The sequence below is a fragment of the Aurantibacillus circumpalustris genome (genome assembly GCF_029625215.1).
Lineage (GTDB): Bacteria > Bacteroidota > Bacteroidia > B-17B0 > Aurantibacillaceae > Aurantibacillus > Aurantibacillus circumpalustris.
This window is the reverse complement of record NZ_CP121197.1, coordinates 2,873,672-2,895,127: the sequence shown is the minus strand read 5'-3', so window position 1 is coordinate 2,895,127 and position 21,456 is coordinate 2,873,672. Positions and strand designations below refer to the sequence as shown.

Annotated in this window: 20 protein-coding genes; 10 read left to right on the top strand and 10 right to left on the bottom strand. The window is 34.3% G+C overall.

Annotation, left to right across the window (positions count from 1 at the left end; genetic code table 11):
* Nucleotides 1–16: 16 nt before the first annotated feature.
* A complete protein-coding gene (gene gldD, locus P2086_RS12050; protein WP_317896995.1) occupies nt 17–610 on the top strand; it encodes a gliding motility lipoprotein GldD in 594 nt (197 codons plus the stop codon).
* A gap of 64 nt (nt 611–674) precedes the next feature.
* On the opposite strand, the gene P2086_RS12045 is transcribed toward gldD, so the two are convergent.
* Nucleotides 675–1,112, bottom strand: coding sequence for a hypothetical protein (locus tag P2086_RS12045; RefSeq protein WP_317896994.1), 438 nt, complete (start codon nt 1,110–1,112; stop codon nt 675–677).
* A gap of 146 nt (nt 1,113–1,258) precedes the next feature.
* Between P2086_RS12045 and P2086_RS12040 the strand changes: the two genes are divergently transcribed.
* Nucleotides 1,259–2,905 carry a S41 family peptidase gene (locus P2086_RS12040; protein ID WP_317896993.1) on the top strand — a complete coding sequence of 549 codons (1,647 nt, stop codon included), beginning with the start codon at nt 1,259–1,261 and terminating at the stop codon, nt 2,903–2,905.
* A 65-nt stretch (nt 2,906–2,970) separates the two neighbouring features.
* Here the strand turns inward: P2086_RS12040 and P2086_RS12035 are convergent, their stop codons facing one another.
* The 3 genes from P2086_RS12035 to P2086_RS12025 are packed head-to-tail and all read right to left on the bottom strand — an operon-like array spanning nt 2,971 to nt 6,911.
* A complete protein-coding gene (locus P2086_RS12035) occupies nt 2,971–4,419 on the bottom strand; it encodes an O-antigen ligase family protein (protein WP_317896992.1) in 1,449 nt (482 codons plus the stop codon).
* A 37-nt stretch (nt 4,420–4,456) separates the two neighbouring features.
* Nucleotides 4,457–5,449, bottom strand: a complete 993-nt coding sequence (locus P2086_RS12030; RefSeq protein WP_317896991.1) for a Wzz/FepE/Etk N-terminal domain-containing protein — start codon at nt 5,447–5,449, stop codon at nt 4,457–4,459.
* Nucleotides 5,450–5,462: 13 nt separating this feature from the next.
* On the bottom strand, nt 5,463–6,911 hold the full coding sequence (locus P2086_RS12025; RefSeq protein ID WP_317896990.1) for an oligosaccharide flippase family protein: 1,449 nt from the start codon (nt 6,909–6,911) through the stop codon (nt 5,463–5,465).
* Nucleotides 6,912–7,002: 91 nt separating this feature from the next.
* Between P2086_RS12025 and P2086_RS12020 the strand changes: the two genes are divergently transcribed.
* Both P2086_RS12020 and P2086_RS12015 read left to right on the top strand, forming a co-directional pair.
* Nucleotides 7,003–8,106, top strand: a complete 1,104-nt coding sequence (locus P2086_RS12020; protein WP_317896989.1) for a glycosyltransferase family 4 protein — start codon at nt 7,003–7,005, stop codon at nt 8,104–8,106.
* A 98-nt stretch (nt 8,107–8,204) separates the two neighbouring features.
* A complete protein-coding gene (locus P2086_RS12015) occupies nt 8,205–9,149 on the top strand; it encodes a peptidoglycan DD-metalloendopeptidase family protein (protein ID WP_317896988.1) in 945 nt (314 codons plus the stop codon).
* Between the two features lie 16 nt (nt 9,150–9,165).
* On the opposite strand, the gene P2086_RS12010 is transcribed toward P2086_RS12015, so the two are convergent.
* The 4 genes from P2086_RS12010 to P2086_RS11995 all read right to left on the bottom strand — a co-directional run bounded on the left by P2086_RS12010 (nt 9,166) and on the right by P2086_RS11995 (nt 14,984).
* Nucleotides 9,166–10,416, bottom strand: coding sequence for a 3-deoxy-D-manno-octulosonic acid transferase (locus tag P2086_RS12010; RefSeq protein WP_317896987.1), 1,251 nt, complete (start codon nt 10,414–10,416; stop codon nt 9,166–9,168).
* A gap of 9 nt (nt 10,417–10,425) precedes the next feature.
* Complete coding sequence (locus P2086_RS12005) at nt 10,426–11,157, bottom strand: hypothetical protein (RefSeq protein ID WP_317896986.1); 732 nt, start codon at nt 11,155–11,157, stop codon at nt 10,426–10,428.
* A 91-nt stretch (nt 11,158–11,248) separates the two neighbouring features.
* Nucleotides 11,249–11,986 (bottom strand): ABC transporter ATP-binding protein, encoded by a 738-nt coding sequence (locus P2086_RS12000; RefSeq protein WP_317896985.1) that lies wholly within the window; start codon nt 11,984–11,986, stop codon nt 11,249–11,251.
* 79 nt (nt 11,987–12,065) lie between these two features.
* A complete protein-coding gene (locus P2086_RS11995) occupies nt 12,066–14,984 on the bottom strand; it encodes a DUF7948 domain-containing protein (RefSeq protein ID WP_317896984.1) in 2,919 nt (972 codons plus the stop codon).
* A gap of 224 nt (nt 14,985–15,208) precedes the next feature.
* Between P2086_RS11995 and P2086_RS11990 the strand changes: the two genes are divergently transcribed.
* From P2086_RS11990 to P2086_RS11975, 4 genes are all read left to right on the top strand, one after another.
* Nucleotides 15,209–15,847, top strand: coding sequence for a pseudouridine synthase (locus P2086_RS11990; RefSeq protein ID WP_317896983.1), 639 nt, complete (start codon nt 15,209–15,211; stop codon nt 15,845–15,847).
* Nucleotides 15,848–15,937: 90 nt separating this feature from the next.
* Nucleotides 15,938–16,534: a YceI family protein gene (locus P2086_RS11985; protein ID WP_317896982.1), complete on the top strand. Its 597-nt coding sequence runs from the start codon at nt 15,938–15,940 to the stop codon at nt 16,532–16,534.
* A gap of 60 nt (nt 16,535–16,594) precedes the next feature.
* Nucleotides 16,595–17,044 carry a MarR family winged helix-turn-helix transcriptional regulator gene (locus P2086_RS11980; RefSeq protein ID WP_317896981.1) on the top strand — a complete coding sequence of 150 codons (450 nt, stop codon included), beginning with the start codon at nt 16,595–16,597 and terminating at the stop codon, nt 17,042–17,044.
* A gap of 254 nt (nt 17,045–17,298) precedes the next feature.
* Complete coding sequence (locus P2086_RS11975) at nt 17,299–18,309, top strand: T9SS type A sorting domain-containing protein (RefSeq protein WP_317896980.1); 1,011 nt, start codon at nt 17,299–17,301, stop codon at nt 18,307–18,309.
* A gap of 31 nt (nt 18,310–18,340) precedes the next feature.
* Here P2086_RS11975 and P2086_RS11970 read toward each other — a convergent pair whose 3' ends face one another.
* Nucleotides 18,341–18,550 (bottom strand): zinc ribbon domain-containing protein YjdM, encoded by a 210-nt coding sequence (locus P2086_RS11970; RefSeq protein WP_317896979.1) that lies wholly within the window; start codon nt 18,548–18,550, stop codon nt 18,341–18,343.
* Nucleotides 18,551–18,659: 109 nt separating this feature from the next.
* On the opposite strand from P2086_RS11970, the gene P2086_RS11965 reads away from it, so the two are divergent.
* Nucleotides 18,660–19,238, top strand: a complete 579-nt coding sequence (locus P2086_RS11965; RefSeq protein WP_317896978.1) for a DUF922 domain-containing protein — start codon at nt 18,660–18,662, stop codon at nt 19,236–19,238.
* A gap of 92 nt (nt 19,239–19,330) precedes the next feature.
* The gene (locus tag P2086_RS11960; RefSeq protein WP_317896977.1) at nt 19,331–20,770 is read left to right on the top strand and encodes an amidohydrolase family protein; all 1,440 of its coding nucleotides are present in this window, start codon (nt 19,331–19,333) and stop codon (nt 20,768–20,770) included.
* A gap of 36 nt (nt 20,771–20,806) precedes the next feature.
* Here the strand turns inward: P2086_RS11960 and P2086_RS11955 are convergent, their stop codons facing one another.
* Nucleotides 20,807–21,412, bottom strand: a complete 606-nt coding sequence (locus P2086_RS11955) for a fumarylacetoacetate hydrolase family protein (protein WP_317896976.1) — start codon at nt 21,410–21,412, stop codon at nt 20,807–20,809.
* Between the last annotated feature and the right edge of the window lie 44 nt (nt 21,413–21,456).

The window sequence follows — 21,456 nt, the reverse complement described above, 5'->3', positions numbered from 1 at the left end:
TATTTATATTTATACAATGAAATACAAACTACTACTGATTGCTGTGTTCTTCATTTCAATTTTCTTTATTTCTTGTGAAGAAGAAGATGATCAAGTATATTCGCCAAGACCCCGTGGTTACTGCCGTATCGACTTTCCCGAAAAAAATTACAGAATTTATGATAGTATTTGCCCATATGAATTTGAAATACCCACGTACGCTCACATTGAACAAGATCGGCATAGTGGCGCCGATCCCTGCTGGCTCAACTTAGAATTTCCGAAATTCAATGCTACTATTCATTTAAGTTATAAAGACGTGAACAATGATTTAGCTCAGCACTTAGAAAATTCTCATTATTTTGCTAATAAGCATCAGGTAAAAGCTACAGGATTGGATGAAGTTGTTATTCTTAAAGATAGTACAAAAGTGTATGGCTTACTTTTTGACATTGGTGGCAATACCGCGTCAACCTTACAGTTTTATCTAACAGATAGCGCAAAACATTTTTTACGTGGTGCACTTTATTTTAATAGCGTTCCAAATATTGATTCACTTAAGATAGTAGTAGATTTTATTAGGGAAGATGTGCTACACATGATTAACACAACTCATTGGAAGAATAACTAATTATATTTATTAGAATTTAAATTCTGGGTTTACAATCCAATGCATATAAAAGAGGATTTAATAACTAATTTTTTATAGTGAGTGCATTTCCATTGAAACTAGTGCCATAAATTCGCAATGGCCATTCTGCTGGACCTTGAGTAACTGTTCCATCAAAAAGTCTCCACTGCGAATTGCTAACCGTATCTCTTAATGTAAAATTATCAATTAACACTTGAACCTTGGCCGCAGAGTTATCAGGCAAATAGGAAGAAGTTCTTTCAATGGCAACAAATTCTTCCTGCGATTTTCTATAAATAATTATTCCATTTATGCCAATATGGTCAACGTACATCCAACCTCCAATAGATTGAATTCTAGAATTTAGAGGGTCTCCAGGGTATGTTGTATAATTTACTAAAACGCTTGGAACAGGGTTATTGGTTATATTTTTCTGATTAGAATTTTTGTTACACGAAAAAAATAGGCAGACGACAAGTATTATGGTGATTTTTTTTATCATTCTTATTCTCTTTAGAATTTGAATCTTAAATTAATACGCTAATTTATTATTTCCTTTTAATTATTAACGTTAATAAACATAAAAACTGATAGAGAAGTACCATTCAAAACAGTATTTAATTAACTTTAAAGCTTAAATAATTTAGAGTGGAAATTGTGCCAGAAAAATCAGAAAACCCGTCAGAATCAAATAGAGTAAAACAATCAAATTCATTTATGCCGCTATACTTCGCGCTTGTGCTAGCAGCGGGGGTTGCAATAGGGTATTACCTTACGTTTCATTCAGGCTTATCAACTAGTAGTTCTACTTTTCATACCAAATCAAGTGGCAATAAAATTAATAACCTACTTGATTACATTGAGATGCAATATGTAGATACAGTTAATAGGGAGCAACTCGAAAATAAGACCATTCTATCGATGCTAAAAAGCCTTGATCCGCATAGCGACTTTATACCTGCTTCAGACTTTAGTGCCGTAAATGAGCCATTAGAAGGTAATTTTGATGGCATTGGGGTTGAGTTTAATATCATTAATGATACCATACGTGTGGTAAATCCCATTATTGGCGGGCCATCTGAAAAATTAGGCATTAAAGCTGGCGATAAAATAATTAAAGTAAATGGTAAAAATATTGCTGGTGTTAAAGTAACAAACAAACAAGTTTTTGAAAAGTTGAGAGGTAAAAACGGTAGTTCAGTAACCGTTAGTATTTTGAGAGGAAGCCTTAAAAATGCTATTGATTTTAAAATTATACGTGGTAAGATTCCAATCTATAGTATTGATGTTGCCTATATGCTTAACTCTGACATTGGCTTCATAAAAATAAGTCGTTTTGCTGGAACAACATACGAGGAATACCTAAACGCATTTAACGATTTGTCAAAGTCTGGAATGAAAAAATTAGTGCTTGATTTGCGAGGAAATGGCGGGGGGTTTCTGAAGACAGCTGTTGAACTTGCAGATGAATTTTTAATGAACGGCTTACAAATTGTTTACACAGAAGGAAAAGCGCATCCTAAAAAAATATACAACTCTTCTACACGTGGCGGATTTGAGAAGAATGACTTAGTTGTATTAATTGATGAAGGTAGCGCAAGTGCCAGTGAAATTGTTGCGGGCGCATTGCAAGACAACGATCGAGCTACAATTATCGGACGTCGCAGTTTCGGTAAAGGTTTGGTGCAAGATCAAATAGATCTTCCAGATGGATCAGCTGTAAGACTTACAATTGCACGTTACTATACGCCTACTGGTCGTTGTATACAAAAACCGTATGATAAAAGTTTAGACGCCTATTATAATGAAGAGTACGAGCGATATGAACACGGAGAACTTTATAATGCTGATAGTATTAAAATAGATAAATCACAGGTTTATCATACCCCAGCTGGAAAAACGGTGTATGGTGGTGGTGGCATTGTTCCTGATATTTTTGTTCCTCTTGATACATTAAAATACAGTCATTCATTAAACCGGTTATATAACACCGGAACGCTAAATACCTTTGCTTTTGAGTACACCGATCATAACAGACAACAACTTTTAAACAGTTATAAAAAAGCTAGCGAGTTTATTTCGAAGTATAACATTAGTGATAAAGAAGTGTCAGCACTTAAAAGTTATCTAATTCTTAAAAAAATAACCTCACTCAATTTTACTGGCAAAGAAGTTGGTTTTAAACAAATACTAAAAGCCCTAATAGGTCGTAATCTATTCGATAAAGATGCTTATTACCCTATTCTTTACGAAAATGACACAGCAGTTTTAAAGGCCATAGAAGTACTAAATTGAAATAGATTGTAAAATATTTCAACGCAATCACAATAAATTTAATGAACTATTTTCGGAAAGGAAACTCAGGTAATTCTTTTTTTATCTGTTGTAGGATAATAAATATCGAAACAAACCAGAGCTGCTAAGAAAGCCCAGAAAGGCAAAGAGAGTTTATCTGTATCAAGAAAATTATTTATAAATCCATGAATGAAATAAGTCATTAGTCCAAGAAAAAGACCTATACATAGTACTCTATCCTCTCTTTCACTCAATGAATATACCAAACGGTAACCCAAAGAAGTTGAATAAAGTAGCAATGCGAGCATTATTAACATACCTAAGGTTCCTTGTTCAGCTAAGGGGCCAAAGTATTCACTATGCGCATTACCATTGGTTCCAAAATTTGTACTAATACTCGTACGATCACCACTCTTTTGATAAGGCGCATATTTAAACATATAGGTTCCTGGGCCATACCCAAAAACAGGTTTATCCCGCCACATACGAAAAGCACAACTCCAGCGATTTAAACGCTCAAGATTTGAAGCGTCGGTAGAAATGTTTGAAACAGATTCAATATTATTTTCAAAACCATCTTTAGCATCCGTATTATTCCTACCTAACGCCATTAGAATTTCTGTTTGAAAAGCGAATATGAGGCCTCCTAATATTAAAAAGGTTGCCACTAATGTTTTAAATTTAATTTTGAGTATTAACGTTATAAAAATAAATAGGGCAACTACAAGACTTAACCAGGCTGCACGGGTAAATGATAGAACAATAGCCCCTAAAAACATAAAAAAAAGAATAATGCAAACTATTTTTAAATATTTTGAAACTGATTTTAAAAATAAAAAAGAAAACAAAACAGGCACAAACATTGCCAATGCAGCCGCATAAGCTGTATGATCGTTGTAGAAAGGTGAAGCTGCCCAGTCGGCCGCCTTGTCATTAAAATTAAACTGAGCATGGATAATGGTTGCATAAATTACCACAATGGTGAGGGCAATTGAATAAGCAAATACAAAATTTAATATATTCTTTTTGTTTTGAAACAAATGCGGTATAATAAGATAACAACTAAAAATGAACCACAGCCTAGAAACCAAGTATTTAAATGATATGATAAACTCAACGCTTGTACAGGTTGTAATAAACATCCAGGCAAGTTGAATAGTAATAATAATAGTAACAGGATGATTAAAAAATCTTTTATCTGAAAAATCTTTTTGTAAATAGTTTAAGATGTAAACCAACATAACACCAAACATTACTGGTTCGGTAGGCAAACTCAAATCAGGGCCTTCGGTGAGCCCCATTTCTTTGAGAGTAACCGCTAATGGGGTACAAAAAGCGAGAAAAAAAACAAGATATTGAAGGTGGAAGGTGGCCGTATAAATAATAAAAAGAGCAAGAGGCAAAACATTATAAGGAAAAAAATATCCCCGATCAAATGACATAATATAGGCATTGCCTAGCATGTAAGCCATCATAAAAGCAGGAAATAAATATAACTTAAGGTACTTGACCAATTGCTTTTATTTTAATTTATTAAAAAGATTCAGATATTTAGCCCTTTGGCTCGCTAAACTTCTCCCTAAATAAAAGATAGAAAAGTCCCATTAAATTCGCTGTAAGAATTGTAATTGCTAAAAGTGTAAGTCTTTGGGGCTTTGCTTTATACTCGTTTGGCATAGCCTTCTCAATAACAAATTTATTTGGTATACTCGAAGTGTTATTAACCATAGCTTCGTCATATTTCATTTTAATATCCGGATATTTAGAGCTGTATTTATCCAAATTATCATGTATGTTTTGATAAGCGCTTCCGTATTTTTTTAAAGTATCTAATTTACTTTCTAAGCGTTTCATGGCGCCTACATCATTTTTTTCTATAGCGCGGGCATAACTTTTAGAATATGCTTTTACTTGCTCCTTAAATTGCAATACTCCATGCTGCCTTAATGTATGTAAGCTATCTTCCAATACTTTCATTCGGGCAAGGGTGCTGTCTAATTCTATCTTAACTATCTTAAGTATATGCGATGAAATTCTATGGTTCATCTCAGCTCTTATTGTATCACTATAATCGGCAATAGCATTCGCTAATTCGGCAGCACCATTGGCAGTATAATCATATACTTCAACCCTTATACTATTATACTCTGTGCGCTTAATGGTAACCATTTCTTCCCATTTTAATTTTAAATAATGATAAGCATACATGGTGTCTGTTATTTTCCAACGCTTCCATAAATTAAAAGCATCGGCAACCTTAAGCTTTAAGCCATCAGAACTGAGTGTTTGTATAAGTCTTTCACAATCGTCAGCATCCCCAATATTCATGTAATCTTCTTGGTTACCAGCGTTGGCCTCAATTACCAATTTTGAAACAGAAAACTGTCTAACCGGAAATAAGATAGTGGTTGACTTATACTGTTTTGGCATTAGAAAGACCAAAACACCTGCGATAAGGGTCGAAATAATGGTAATCCACATAAATGTTCTTCTCCATTTAATAACTTTCAGGATTAAATCTTTAGCTGAAATATTTTCTATCATATATTTTTATTTACTATTTATATTTTATAAAGCGGAGAACAGATTTAGGATTTACCATTCCTGTAGCAAACGCTAATAAGCCGCTAAATATAAGCATAATTACAAAATTAAACATCCAGGCATCACCATTTTTTCCAAGAAGATCCCAAGTGAAGTAATTAATAAAAAACAAACCTGCAATAAATAAAAAAACCGATCTCAATAGGCGTTTGTTAACATGAAAATTGAAGATTTTGTAACAAAGATAAACTTGTAAAGTTCCAGCCACCATTTGTGTAACCAGACTAGATATAGCACTGCCCATAGCTTGATAAGAAGGAATAAGTATAAAATTTAATATAACGTTAATCGCTATTGCACCTAGAGCAACGTAATTCTGCTTTTTCAGATTACCACTAGCGGTAAGCAGAGTTCCAAAAATGCAGGTTAAACATACTCCCGTGAAACAACTCATAATTACCGAAAGAATCAACCAACCTTCCGTATCTCCTGTATAAATTTTCTCAAAAAAATGTTGGGCATAAAAAATTGTGCTTACCGAAACTATTAATGCTGGTGTTAGCAACAAAGTAAACGAAAGCTTTACAATGTTCTCTATATTTTCTTTATGCTTTAGCATGCGACTAAAAAGTGGTATAAGTTGAATAGCAAATAAAGTAGCTATCTGATTTGCCGCATCTAACAGACGAAACGATTTTACATAAATTCCACTTTCTCTTTTACCGTAATCGCCTCCTAAAATTTGCTCGATCATAACCATATCGAGACGATTGTAAATTGTCATTAACAAAACCAATACAGCATAAGGAAGGCTCTTCTTAAGAATCATCTTATTAAAAGCTGAGTCCCAATTTAATTTAAAGGTGTGCGTTTTATTGAGCACAACTATGAAACAAATGATAGCTGTAGAGATGTATCCGAATGTTTGAGCATAAACAAAATTAACTGCGGTAACTTCCATGCCAAATAAGTTAAATAGCATTGCTACAACTATAGCAATCATAATTATTCTATCAAGAACCGACAGAACGCTGTCAAGACGGAATAAATGCAAGGCTTGCAAATTTGATCGCAGAAATGCAATAAAGCTTAGAACAAAGGTGTTAAAACAAAGTATGAGTAATAATTTGATGTCATAACCCAGTAAAAAGAAACCAATAATAAACGAAACAGCCATATAGAAAAAACCCAAGGCAAATTTAAAGCTGAGCATTTTACTAAAATGCTTACTCAATAAATGACTATTTTGAGCAATGTTTCGGTTATTAAAATTGGTAAGACCAAAGTCTAAAAAAATATTCAAAAGCATCGAATAATAAAAAATTACCGAATACTCTCCAAAACTAATGTTACCAATTTGTCCTTGTACTTTGGGCTCAATAATTACTGTCCAAAAGGGCTTAATTAAAAGATTTAGAACCAGTAAAATAGCGAGATCAAATATAAATTTCTTCTTTTGCATTAAGCGGTGACAAAGATAGTTTTTTTTATCACTTTTACTAACCAAAAATTCATAGATTTGCCCGGTGCAAATTGTTGTTAATACCCGATTATTGTTAAAGGATAGACTAGAAGGTATTGGCTGGTTTAGCTACCAAACTCTTAAAAGAATTACTCTAAATAACCCCCAGATTCACTTTGTTTTTTTGTTCGATCGTTACTTTGATGAGGAATTCATTTTTTCAGATAATATTACTCCTGTAGTGCTATCTCCGCAGGCACGCCATCCTTTTTTGTACTATGCTTGGCTACAATATTCTGTTAAAGGTCTTCTAAATAGAATGCAGCCAGATCTCTTTCTTTCTCCTGATGGGTTTCTTGCTTTAGGAGCGAAGTGCAAACAATTACCTGTCATACACGATATCAACTTTGTTCATTATCCAAAAGATAACAAATGGTTAACATCAAAATACTACAATTACTACTTTCCTAAATTTACAAAGGAGGCAACCAGAATAGCCACTGTTTCTGAATTTAGTAAAAACGAACTTATTGAACAATACAAAATTAATCCAACCAAAATTGATGTTGTATACAATGGCATTAATTCTTTTTTTAAACCCATAGATAAAGCCACTCAACAAAAAACAAGAGAACGTTATACAAATGGTAAAAATTATTTTGTAAATATTGGATCATTGCATCCAAGAAAAAATATCCCCACACTTATTAATGCGTTTTCGGCTTTTAAAAAAGAAAGCCAATCTGATTTTAAACTCGTGCTTGCTGGACCTTCTTTTTGGGGTTTATCAGACATACATTCTGCAATTAATGAGAGTCACTGCAAAGAAGATATTATTTTTACTGGAAGGCTGAATGATGCTGATCTTGCTTGTGTATTGGGTAGTGCAATCGCTTTAACTTTTATTCCTTACTATGAAGGGTTTGGAATTCCTTTGGTTGAAGCCATGGAAGCTGAAGTGCCTATTATTACTAGCAATGTTACCAGTTTGCCGGAAATTGCAGGAGATGCAGCTTTGTTGGTTAATCCGAAAGAAACAAACAATATTAAAAATGCCATGCTGCGCATTTTCAGTGAAGAGAATTTGCGTAAAGCTTTAATTGAAAAAGGAAAAATTCAAAAACAAAAATTTTCTTGGGATAAAAGTGCTGATCTATTGTGGGACAGTGTCCAAAAAACAATTAACAGTAAGTAAATTGCTTAAAAGATTACATTTTATCAATCAATTGAAGTTTAAAAAGTTAAATTTTTTGACGATTTACTCAATTTGAGTAATTTGCATATCCTAAAATTATGAGAATTAGTTTATGTAGTTTGGTCGTTTTATTTTTTTGCTCTTCATTGAGAGCAGGGAACGATCCTACATTAGTTCCTGATTCGGTTAAACCATATAGGATAATTACAAAATCAAAACTAGTACACTTAATTGATTCTGTTTTTGATCTTAAAGAGTTTGGACCAAAAGATTTTGAGTTGCTTAATTATTACGCGAGCATTTTGACAACAAATAATTCAGACTCTGTCAGGATCACAAAGTTGAACCTGAATGAACTCAGTTTTTATTCTCAGAAAGATGAATTGTCACTTTTTCCAGCTGTAGATCTTAAAGAATTACCTGCCATAACAAACTTAATTGTAGAAAACGGTTACTTGAGTTATTATTCTCCTCCTATTGAAGGTGTGGTTACATCTCATTTTGGTTGGCGAGATGGTCGCTTGCACAAAGGAATAGATATTGATTTAAACAGGGGAGATAAGATTAAAGCAGCTTTTTCAGGTAAAGTTAGAGTTGCAAAAAGGCAAGGTGGTTTTGGAAATGTGGTGATAATAATGCACCCTAATGGACTTGAAACGGTGTATGCACATTTATCAAGACTCAAGGTAAAAACAGGTGACATTGTGTTAAGTGGTCAAGTTATAGGGCTTGGCGGCAGCACTGGTCATAGCAGTGGCAGCCATTTACATCTTGAGTTTCGTTATCAAGGACATCCGCTAAATCCAGGAACTTTTATTTCATTTACTGAAAACAAGTTGATTCACCACAGCATAATCATTAAACAATCTCAGCAAAGTTTGTGCGCTTTTCCTTCAAATAAAATTCTGCACGAAATAAAGCATGGTGACAGTTGGTTCGCTGTGGCCCACAAATACGGCCTTACCATGAAAGAACTAATGGCACTAAATGGTGTAGAGAGAAGGTTTTCCTTGAAAGTTGGACAACAATTGCGAATAAACTAAATAACATGCAAAAAAATTAGTGACTCCATTTTATATAACCCATTACTTTTTCTGTAGTTCCCGAATTTTTATCGAAATAACTTTTTAGTTTTTCTTCTACTATTTTTATTTCATTTGTATCATTCAAAAAATGCAAGAATGCTTGCTGGGCTTCACTTTCGTTAGAAACATTTTTTGCAGCTTTCATTTCTAAAAGGTCAATTGCTTCATTGTATTTATGAAAATCATCGCCTCCATAAAAAACCACAGGCTTAAGATATACAGCGGGTTCTAAACAATTGTGGATGCCAGAATTAAAACCACCCCCAATGTAAGTCACATTCGCATAATGGTAGAGTTTATTCAGTAAACCCATCGCATTTACAATTAAAATGTTTTTTGAATTATCCACTTTTTGTTGGCTGTATAGCTGATAAGGTATCTTATTTTTAGAAAGTAATTGCTCCAAGTTTTGAATAGATTTTGAATCAATGTTATGCGGGGCAAAAATTAGTTTAAGATCTGGATAATTTAATTTTTGAAAAACCTTAATAAGAAGTTCTTCATCTTTAGACCAAGTACTGCCAGCAACAATTACCTTCTTGTTTTTACAAAATTCTTCGAAAAACGTAATGGAGTCAAAATTATTTTTTATCTCCACTACCCTATCAAATCTGGTATCGCCACAAATCTCAAAATTTGTAATTCCTATACTTTCTAACAATTTAGCTGAGGCTTCATCCTGAATAAATAATTCAGTAAACGTTTTTAAGGACCTTCTAAAAATACTGCCATACCATCTAAAAAAAGGATGATGCGCCTTAAACACTGCAGAAACTAAAAAAGTCGGAATCTTCAATTTTTGCAATCGAAACAAAAAATTAAGCCAGAATTCATACTTAATAAAAACAACTGTTTTAGGCTTAATAATTTCAATAAAATCTTTTGCGTTGCTTCTTGTATCAAGCGGCAGATAACAAATTAAATCAGCTCCATCCCAATTCTTAAAAGCTTCGTAACCACTTGGAGAAAAAAAGCTCAACACAATAACATAATCGGGATGTTTTTTCTTAATTGCTTCTATTAATGGACGTCCTTGTTCAAACTCGCCATAAGAAGCGCAATGCACCCAAATTCTCTTTTGCATTTGAAGTTTGTCGGCCTCTTTTTTAAGTTCGCTTCTCCAATTTTTACGTCCAGCAACCCACTGTTTTGCCTTTGTTTTTTTAACTGAAGCTATTAAGATAACCAGAGCGTATAAACGAACAATAAGGTTGTAAATAAACATTCAGTTTAATTAATCGTAATAAAAATCTTTAGGTTGCTTCTTATATAATGGCAATATCCACCCAACTCTAAAACCAGACAAGTTATCTATACGCTGTTTCGTATCAGATAAACCAGTGTCATAATTAAGTTTACGGAAACTTTTAGCAAGGGTTTGGTAGGCCTCAAAACCAATATAAAAATTTAATAAGCGGTTTTCGCTCACATGTAAATAACCAATAAACTGACTAAAGGAAAGTCCGCCACTTAAATGATCGTAACCTCTCCCTCGATCTTCGAATATAGCGGCAATTCTTCTTTGAGAATCGTACAGGTTAATTTTGTGCTGCAAAAAACCAACACCAACTGTAACCATAATTCCTGAATTTGGAAGTTTTTTAAACAGATTGAAGACTCTTCCAAACTGTGCATGAATCCCAAATCCTCGCTCGGTTACGCGGATATCGCCAGGGTAACCTTCGTTATCAGTAACTTCTCCTTCAGCATTTTTTAACTGCACTAAAACATCTTCCTTTACGTTTTTTCCAAACATATAAAAGCCATCCAATCCGTAGATCCAGTTTTTCTTTGTCTTAATTAAAAAAGAACCACCTACCCTTAGGTTATTACCAAAGCGTTCTACCAGGTCACCTGAGGGCATTTGACCACCAAAATTAATTCCTAATAAAGGGACCGTTAGGGCAGAATCGAGTTGCGCTTTAGCAAACAATGAAATAAATAGAAGTAATACGGTTAGTCTCATTCAGGGCTTAAAATTAAGCGATATTATGGGATTAAAAAATCAAATAATACTGTCTTTACAAATGGTTTATTCTAAGAGCTACTTGGTAAAATTAGATTCCTTCAACATCAAAGGCTTGCATGCGATTTTTATAGGTAGTGATAGTGGTATTTGGTGTATCACTTTCTACCAATCCATCTTTTAAACGAACAATACGATGGGCATGCAACGCAATGTCTTCTTCATGCGTAACGAGAATAATTGTATTTCCTTTTTTATGAATTTCTTCAAAAAGTCCCATAATTTCCACCGAAGTTTTACTGTCCAGATTACCAGTTGGCTCGTCTGCCAAAATTATAGCGGGGTTATTTACTAATGCACGCGCAATGGCTACTCTTTGCCGCTGACCACCACTTAATTCATTTGGCTTGTGATTAACACGGTTTCCCAGACCAACACTTTCAAGAACTTCTGTGGCGCGCTTGTCTCTATCCGTTTTACTAAAACCTGCGTAAACCAGTGGCAAGGCAACGTTATCTAGTGTTGTAGCTCTTGGCAATAAATTAAATGTTTGAAACACAAAACCTATTTCTTTGTTTCGCACTTCGGCCAAATCATTATCCGTCATTTGCGCTACAGAAAGACCGTTAAGTATGTATTTCCCTGAAGTTGGGCTATCGAGACATCCTAACATATTCATTAAAGTAGATTTTCCGCTACCAGATGGCCCCATTAACGCAACGTACTCATTTTTACCAATACTTAATGAAACATCTTTTAATGCTTCTATAACCTCATCACCTATTTGATAAGTCTTTTTTAAATGCTGTATTAAAATAAGTTCTTCCAATGGTGTAAAATTAGGTGATTTAAAAACGATTAAAAAACCACTGGTACTAATTTAGAAGGTTTTATAGTATGCAACTTATTTACTGAGGCCCAATAACAATAATTTTTTTATTTAAAATTGTATTGTTATTTCCATCTTTTAAAAAGTAAATACCGTTTGGAAGATTACTTAAACTATTTTGAAAATTATTTTCAGAAGATAAGTTTAAAGTTCTAATGGTTTGTCCAAGTTGATTCGTGAGTTGTATATTTAATTCATACCCCGATTGAATTTTAAAAGTTCCATTATTAGGATTTGGAAATACGTGTAACGAAATATTTATTTTTTCTTGCTCACTAATTCCAATGCAAAGATTTGGATCAATAGCAATGCTTGCGGTGGCTTTACAACCATTAGCATCAGTGCCATCCACTGTATAAGTTGTGTTCAAAAAAACAAGCACTTGAAGAGTAGATCCAACTGTTGAACTGCTGGTCCAACTATAAGTAGATGCTCCCGAAGCAGTGAGAGTTACACTTTCGCCAACACAGGCTGTGGGATTACTATTTAAAATATTAATTGAAAGGGTTGGAGCTACCGTTACACTTATTGCGGTTCGCGTACCAGAGACAGAACCGCAACCGAAGTCTTCAACGTAAAATGTGGTATCAGTTGTAATTAGACCTGTAGTAAATGTTTCTCCTGTAGCTAAAATTGTAGTATTTGTGGGACTGCTATACCAATTACCACAAGAGGCTGATAATGTAACACTGTTTCCAAAACAAACCAGTAAATTTGAAGGAAGGGTTGTATTTACTGCACTTCCAGCAATACAACCGTCGAATTTTTCAAGAAAACAATCTACCATACCTCCATATATAGTTTGATTTGCGCCTGGAGTCGCCATAAGGGTTCCCGTACTGGCAAAAGTACTACCTAAGAGGTAAACATTCCCATGAAGATCAGCAGCACAGCCCCAGTTGTCGTCTGTGTATATACCTCCAAAATAGGTACCCCAGATCCTTGTTCCAACAGGTGTAAACTTGGCAAGAAAATTATCTGAACTCCCTCCACCATATAACGATTGATAAGCGCAGGCTGTAACAATTGCATTTCCTGAACTTGTGCCTGTAAAACCACTGAAATAGATATTGCCATAAGGATCAATTGAAGCACTCCTACCCCAGTCGGCGCCGTTTCCACCATAATAGGTACCCCATTGCGCTACTCCAGAAGAATTAAATTTAATCAGAAAAGCATCTTCAGAAATTCCACCGCCAAACGTAAATTGATGGCTTCCGGGTGTTGCAATAGCGTTTGTAGACCTGGTATCTCCTGTTAGATATATATTTCCTGAGGCATCAATAACCCCTTCACCGGAATAGTCGTTGGAAGACCCTCCATAATAAGTTCCCCATTGTCTAACGCCTGCAGAATTAAATTTAACCAAAAACGCGTCCAGACTACCTCCCAACGCAGGTTGATGTGATCCTGGCGTGCTGATTCCAACCGTCGAAGAAGTAAAACCAGACAGGTAAATATCACCATTGGAATCAAATGAACACCAACCTGCATCTTCAGGACTATTTGCATTGCCTCCGTAGTAAGTTCCCCATTGCCGAACCCCCATAGTGTTGAAATTTACAAGAAAACCATCAGAAGTCCCTCCACCATAAACAGCTTGGTGACAACCTAAAGTTGCAATAGAATTACCATCAGTAGAATTAGTATTTCCAGATACTATTATGTCGCCGGACGCATTTGCATTCACAAAATATGCCCACTCGTAACCGCTGCCTCCGTAGTAAGTTCCCCATTGTCTTATGCCGGAAGAATCAAATTTCACAATATAGGTATCATTAACATTGGCAGATACAGTGCTGCCAGGAGCCGAACTCTGATGCGAGCCAGCGGTTGCAATTACTGCCGTATTTGAAGTTGAAGTGCCACCTACCATATATACATTTCCATTAGCATCTATGTCGCAATCATTCGCGAAATCGCTTTGCGCCCCGCCATAATAAGTTGCCCATTGGCGAACACCATTCTGATCAAACTTCGCAAGAAAAGCATCCCCAAAATAATTCCCGGTACCTCCATAAATAGTCTGATGCGCACCTGTCGTAGCTATATTTGTGGTTGACCTAGTTTCTCCACAGATATATACATTTCCTAAATTGTCGGTTTTAATACCATACGGATAATCATCATTTGTCCCTCCGTAATAAGTTCCCCACAAACGCACCATAGGGTCAATTACCAAAGGCTGAGAAGAATCTACATTTTTAATGTCAAATGAAACAACCTTGTCTTTTATCACCCAACTAGCCGCAAGCTCTTTATTCCCTTGCTGCACCAAAGGCTTTTGCTCTATAATAATTCCCAACGGCGTCTGAATTAACAATTCACCGTTTTTATTCGTGCTAATTTTTTCCGCACCATTATATTCAAATTCTATTTGCTTATAATTAGTATTTGCAGCAACATAATAATCGTATTTCAAAATGCCATTGCTTTCGTACCATTTTAAATCGATACCAGAATAGATATTCTTATACAAAATGCTTTTATAATTTTTCACATTCACCGCTCCGTTGGGACAAGTTTCTCCATAATAATTTTCAAACCCAGCCAAGGGTTCTCCTTTTAAGATTTCGTGATTTGAATTTGAGTTTAACCAATTAATATCAATGCGGTAAGTACTTCTTTGACTAGGCATAGTTCTATCGCCCTTTCCCTTGTCCATAGGTCTATAAAGAGGTGTTTTTTCTTTTACCCACGAATCAATGCGATTCATTTGATACGAAATCCCATCCGCTTTTAAATAAAAATCAAGCGTGCCAAAAGTTCCAGAAAATAAAATATCAGGACGCTGTTTAAAGTTCTGATCACTTATTTGACCTTTGTTTTCATTAAATGAGAACTGTTTGTTAAGTTTTGTATTCTCTGGGAAATTTTGTGCTTTTACACAAAAAGTAAATACAAGTAGTGATAAAAAAAGAGAAGTAAATTTTGTCATGCTTGCTGGGTTTAAACAATACATAAATATAGCGATCTGGAAATGACTTTTGTGTTTGACTTTTGTGAAGTGGTTTACTTTAATAAATAAGTGGCTGTGTTTCACTCTGACACTTACCGATCATTCACATTGTCTTGCCAATGTTTATCCATTACAAAGTTTAACTTTGAATCGTTACAATGAGTTTTTATAGACGCGTAAAATATTTCCTAGTCCACACCCTTATGCTAAGCAATAAGAGGGCTCAGGAATTAATAGATCAGGGGTTGGTGGAGATTGATGGCATAAAGATTTATGAAAACTGTCTATTGGAAGAACATTCGGAAATTAAAGTAAATGGAAAAATTGAACGAAAAGGAAAAGAATTTGTGTATTTAAAATTCAATAAACCAGCAGGTTTTGAAAGCAGCTTAAATGCAGCGATTCCTGATAATATTGGGCTTTTTTTTAATGCTTACGAAAACTTAGCAATTGCTGGAAGATTAGACAAACATTCAGAAGGACTAATGCTACTCAGTAACGACGGCAAATGGGTAGAAAACATTTGCAATCCAAAATTTGAAAAAGAAAAGGAATATATTGTAACATTAGATAAAATACCTAACGAAGATTTTTTTACGAATTTTCGTAACGGCGTTAAAATTGGAGCCTATCTTACATCGCCTTGTATTTGTGAAGCGATTGAAAATAATAAGATAAAAGTTATTTTAAAAGAAGGAAAAAACAGACAAATAAGGCGTATGTGTAAAACTTTAAATTATCAGGTTTTAAAACTCGTCAGAATTCGGATTGATCAAATTGTTTTACAAAATCTTGATGTTGGCGAGTCTAAAAAAATATACAACGATTTGATTATTATATAATTACAAATACATTGCAATAATTTAACAATTAAATGTTATAACATTTAATGTTATAACATACATTTGTGCCATAAACTTAAAACTAAAACAATGAAAAAATTATTTACAAGCGCAGCAACATCTTTATTAATGATGTCTGCAACATTTGCACAAGTTAATTGGAAAGTGGATGGTTCACATTCGAAACTTGGATTTTCGGTAACTCACATGATGGTATCTGAAACGGAAGGAAAATTTAAAGTTTTTGACGGAACAGCAAACTCGAAATCTGAAATGGATTTTACAGATGCTAAAATCGACTTCACGGCAGATGCGTCTTCAATCAATACTGAAGATCCGAAACGTGACGGTCACTTAAAAAGTGCCGATTTTTTTGATGTAGAGAAATTTCCGTCAATTACATTCAAAAGCACAAGTATGAAATCGGATGGAAAAGGAAAAACATCTTACATTCTAGAAGGGGATTTAACCATGCACGGTGTTACGAAAAAAGTTAAATTCGTGGCAATAGGCGCTGCAAAAACAGTAAAAGATCCTTATGGAAATATTAAAAACGGATTTAGAGTAACCGGTATGATTAACCGTAAAGATTTTGGTTTAACGTGGAATGCGGCTCTAGAAGCTGGTGGTGTTGCGGTTAGCGAAGAAGTTCAAATACAATTAAATATTGAATTAAATAAAGCATAATCTATCTTATATTTGTAGGGCACAAAGAAAAATTCTTTGTGCCCTTTTTTAAAACACGAAATGAAACTTGAAGAAGAGATCCAACAAAAATCTTTTAAATCACCACACCAAAAACTGGCGGTTAATCTTCTTTATACAAGCAATTGGTTAAACAGTCACTACAGTCAGTTTTTTAAGAAAACCGATTTGACAATTCAACAGTTTAATGTGCTTCGCATTTTACGTGGACAGTATCCTTCATATTGCTCACTAAAACTTATTAAAGAACGCATGCTCGACCGAATGAGTGATGCGTCGCGGATAGTTGACAAATTAGTTGCCAAAGACTACATTACAAGAGGCGTATGTCCTAATGATAGAAGGAGTGTAAATCTGCTTATTTCAGAAAAAGGTCTTAAAATGCTAGCAGAACTGGACGTTATTGACGAATCTACAATAAATATTTTTAAAAATCTTGATCAAAAACAAATCGAACAATTAAACGATTTGTTAGACACATTACGCGGCTAACCTTTGTGTTTATAGGCTTTTCCATTATTCCATATATAGCCTCATCGGCATAAAAAGCTAATTCAGATGCCGTTTTCCCTCATTTATCGACCTTTTAGAGCAAAATTTATTTGGCATTATAGTTTTTTTAGTTACTTTAGCCTACAACAAACTGTTTAATAGCAAAGAAATTACGTTGATTTAATTTAAAAATAAAAAAAAAATAAAAGGTTTCATCTTGTAAAAGAAAATGAAACGAGTCATAAATCCCAATTATGAAAAGTTTGACGATCATATTAAGCATTTTTCTAAGTTGTAATATTTGCGCTCAAACAAATTCCATTTCATTAAACCAAACTATTTTTGAAGAAAGCCGAGAAGACAATTCCTTGAAAAGTCATTTTGCTTCTAATTTATATTTTGAACAAACTACCAAACCATTTGAAAATCCCCAGCAGTTGAGACATGGTGAAACAGTAACTAATTTTAATCATTCAAATTTTGCGCTTTCACCTCCCTTACTTACTACATGCTCTCAAGCGCTTGAAATTTGTGCTGGTAATAGCACGCAACTTACCGCCAGTAGTAACAATACAATTTATTGGTACACCACCCCCCCTCCCCTTGGAAATCCAGTAGGCACCGGAACAAGCCTTGTTACTCCAGAATTGAGCGCAGGTTACTATACTTATTACGCGGTCGCTGAAAATAACGGATTAACCAGTGATATTACAGCGATGGAAGTGGTTATGGTATATCCAAATCCAACTATTACAATTACAAGTAATATCAGAAACTTATGTGCTAATGAAACAGCAACTCTTACAGTTAGTGGAACTACCTATTACGAATGGGAAAATGGACCGGTATCATCAAAAATAACAATCCGTCCTACAACGTCTCAAGAGTTTAAGGTAACTGGAATTAATACGGCGGGTTGCTCTAGTAGTGCTGTTTACATGCAATCTGTTATCACATGCTCAACACATCATAGTAATGAAATATTATCCAAACAATTTACCAATATTGATGACATTCAAACAAATCAAAAGCTTTTTACTGTTTACCCTAATCCAAATAATGGTGATTTTAATATCTCTGTAAACACCATTTCAGAAAGTACGCGTATTGAAATATACAACGGTGTTGGATCATTAGTTTACAGTGAAAAAATAATTAACGAACTATCTAATGTAAATCTTAGCGATTATTCGAATGGAATTTACATCGTTAGAATCATTGAGAACAATAAAGTTCTTAATCAAGAAAAGGTGATTAAGGAATAATTTTGCTCCCCTTTATTTGTCTTTTACCGAATTAAATTTTCTTTAAGAATTCCGTTCTTAAAACAATACTACTTCCGTCTACCCGACAATCAACCTCGGCAGGATCATCTGTTAATTTGATATTTTTTACAGTTTTCCCTCTTTTTATTACAATTGAAGACCCTTTCACCTTTAAGTCTTTTATTACTGTAACCGAATCACCGTCTGCAAGAATATTACCATTACTGTCTTTTGTTTCCATGCTACAAATTTAAACTTATTTAAAATGTTTAAGACATCTAGAGCGCAAATACAATTTATTCTTCCTTTTTTAAATATAATGCAATATATTTGATAGATATCCCTGCTTTATGAAAAAAAATATAGCCATTTTTCTTTTTATTTTTTTCTCATTCAACGTCTTTTCACAGCGCACAATCGCACCAAATATTCGTAAACTAAAAAACGATACTGTTATTTGGAAACAAGATTCTCTTTTACACAAGGAAGATTTTAAGGCCAGAGGGAAGTCTAACGGCCCCCTTGGATATGCTGCAACTGGAATATTTATGTACCCTGGTGAAAGTGGTGGCGAATTACTTTTTTACGTGGAAGCGCTCTTTATTAAATCAAAATCATACATTACTCAGTACTCTGAATATGTCTTGAGGCATGAACAAATTCATTTTGATATTTGCGAACTGCATGCCCGAAAGCTAAGGCAAAAAATGACAAATACTAATTTTAAAAATGTCAAAAATCTTCAGTCTGAAACAACAAAACTCTACAATAAAGTTTCAGGAGAACTCTTTAAAGAGCAGGAAAAATACGATAAGGATACAGAGCATGGAATAAATTCTGCCAAACAAAAACTATGGGAAGAAGAGATTCAAAACCGTATAAAAGAGTTAGATGAGTTTAGCGCATCTTCTATAAATATTGCCAAATAGATTCTCGACACAATTTACCCTAAATAAATATCCCCCTAAGCGGGTTATTGCCGCACATTCTAAGCAACATACCTTTATTAAAAAAATAAGGGATGAAAAAAAACAAAAGATTAACCGGATTTATTTTATCAGGTATCCTTGGAATCACACTAACACTTTTACTTCTATCAAGTTATAATACAGCCTCTGACTTTGCAATCATCAATGTCAACCTAATTCCTATGGATAAAGAACGAATAGTTGAAAACCAAACTGTTCTTATTCATAATGGAAAAATAAAGCAAATTGCGTCAAGTGAATCAGTAAAAATACCTTCGGGCGCAACAGTTATTAATGGTCGAGGAAAATATCTTATACCCGGTCTATTCGATATGCATGCCCATTTTTTATACGAACAGGGCGAAAACAAAAACACCTGTGAAGCTGAATTAAAACTAATGCTAGTCAATGGTCTTACTACTGTTAGGATAGAATGCGGCGATTCTGTTTATCTGGTTGCAAAGAAAAACGTTAACGACAAAAAATGGATCGGTCCAAAATTATTTATTTCAAGTCCGCAGTTTGTTGGTAACTGGCCATGGCCAGGCAAAGTATTTGCTAAGATTTGTAAAAAGCCAGAAGAAGCTGTAGAAGCGGTTCGTCAATGTAAAAGGGAAGGTTACGATGAAATAAAAATTACGTTCATGGTGAAAAAAGATGTTTACGACGCCATTATTAATACTGCAAAAGAAGAAAAAATAAAAGTAACAGGCCATGTAGGTCCTTTGGTTAAGCTGCCCACAGCTTTAGCTGCGAAACAACAGATAGAACACATGGATGAATTTATAGATCTGCTTTTACCAGACACTTCGTATAATCATGGAGAAAGCGTTTCTGATATGAATATCTGGAGAAAAAAGGCCTGGAATACAGTACCTTTTTTGGATGAAACCAAAATTCCAGAATTAATAAATAAAGTAAGTGCTGCCGGAATTTATGTCACGCCAACCAACTACTTTTTCTTCTCATCTTTTGCGGATAGTAACAGCACACAGGACTACATGAACAAGATTGATTATGCTTACATTCCAACAAAAATTAAAGAAGATCGCTGCAAAATTCAAAATCACTATTGGAAAAATGCCCCACCACTAGCAAGTAGGAAAAGGTACATCGAGATAAGAAAAAAAATCACTTACCAACTGGCTCAAGCTGGGGTAAAACTAATGGCAGGGTCCGATTCTCCAGAATGGTTTCTTATGCAAGGCTTTTCTATACACGACGAATTGGAAACATTTGTAAGCTGCGGTTTAAGCCCATACCAAGCCTTAGAGACAGCTACAAAAAATCCTGCAGAATACTTAAATATCATAAATCAAAAAGCGACTATTGAGCCAGGCAAAGACTCTGATCTAATACTTTTAGAAAAAAATCCTTTAAACCACATTTCAAACTCCCGAAATATTTCTGGGATTATGATCGGAAAAAAATGGTATCCTAAAAACGATTTAACTCAATTGCTGGACGACGCAAAATCAGTTCTTTCCTTATAATTACTAAGAAACTAAAATTAGAGTTTCATAATTTCTTTACTTCACATTCAATTTTAAAAAACTTTTTCCATTCAATAAACCTTCCAGTTTATCACCTTCCTTCACCTGCCCTACTCCTTCGGGTGTGCCGGTGTAAATTAAATCGCCAACTTTAAGTGTTATAAATTTCGAAACATAACTAATTATTTTTTCGAACGAAAAAATAAGATCTTTTGAATTGCCTATTTGTTTTGACTGGTCATTTATTTTTAACTCAAAATGAATATCGTTTAATTTCAATGTTTCTTTACTTACAAAATTCCCAATAGGAGCACTGTTATCAAAGGCTTTAGCCTTTTCCCAAGGGAGTCCTTTTTCCTTTGCTTTTGTTTGAAGATCACGTGCTGTAAAATCAATTCCTAACCCAATTTCGTTATAATATTTGTGTGCAAATTGCTCTTCAATATGTTTACCCGCTTTACTTATTTTGAGAACCAATTCGATCTCGTGATGCAAATCCTGGGTAAAATCAGGTAAATAGAAATCTTCTTCTTTTAACAAAGCTGTATCCGGTTTCATAAAAAATACCGGTTCAGTTGGAATTTCGTTTTTAAGTTCTTTAGCATGCTCAGCGTAATTACGCCCTATACAGATAATTTTCATGGTTTATTTTGTTGTTGTTTTATTTCCGAAGTTAAATGCGTTCA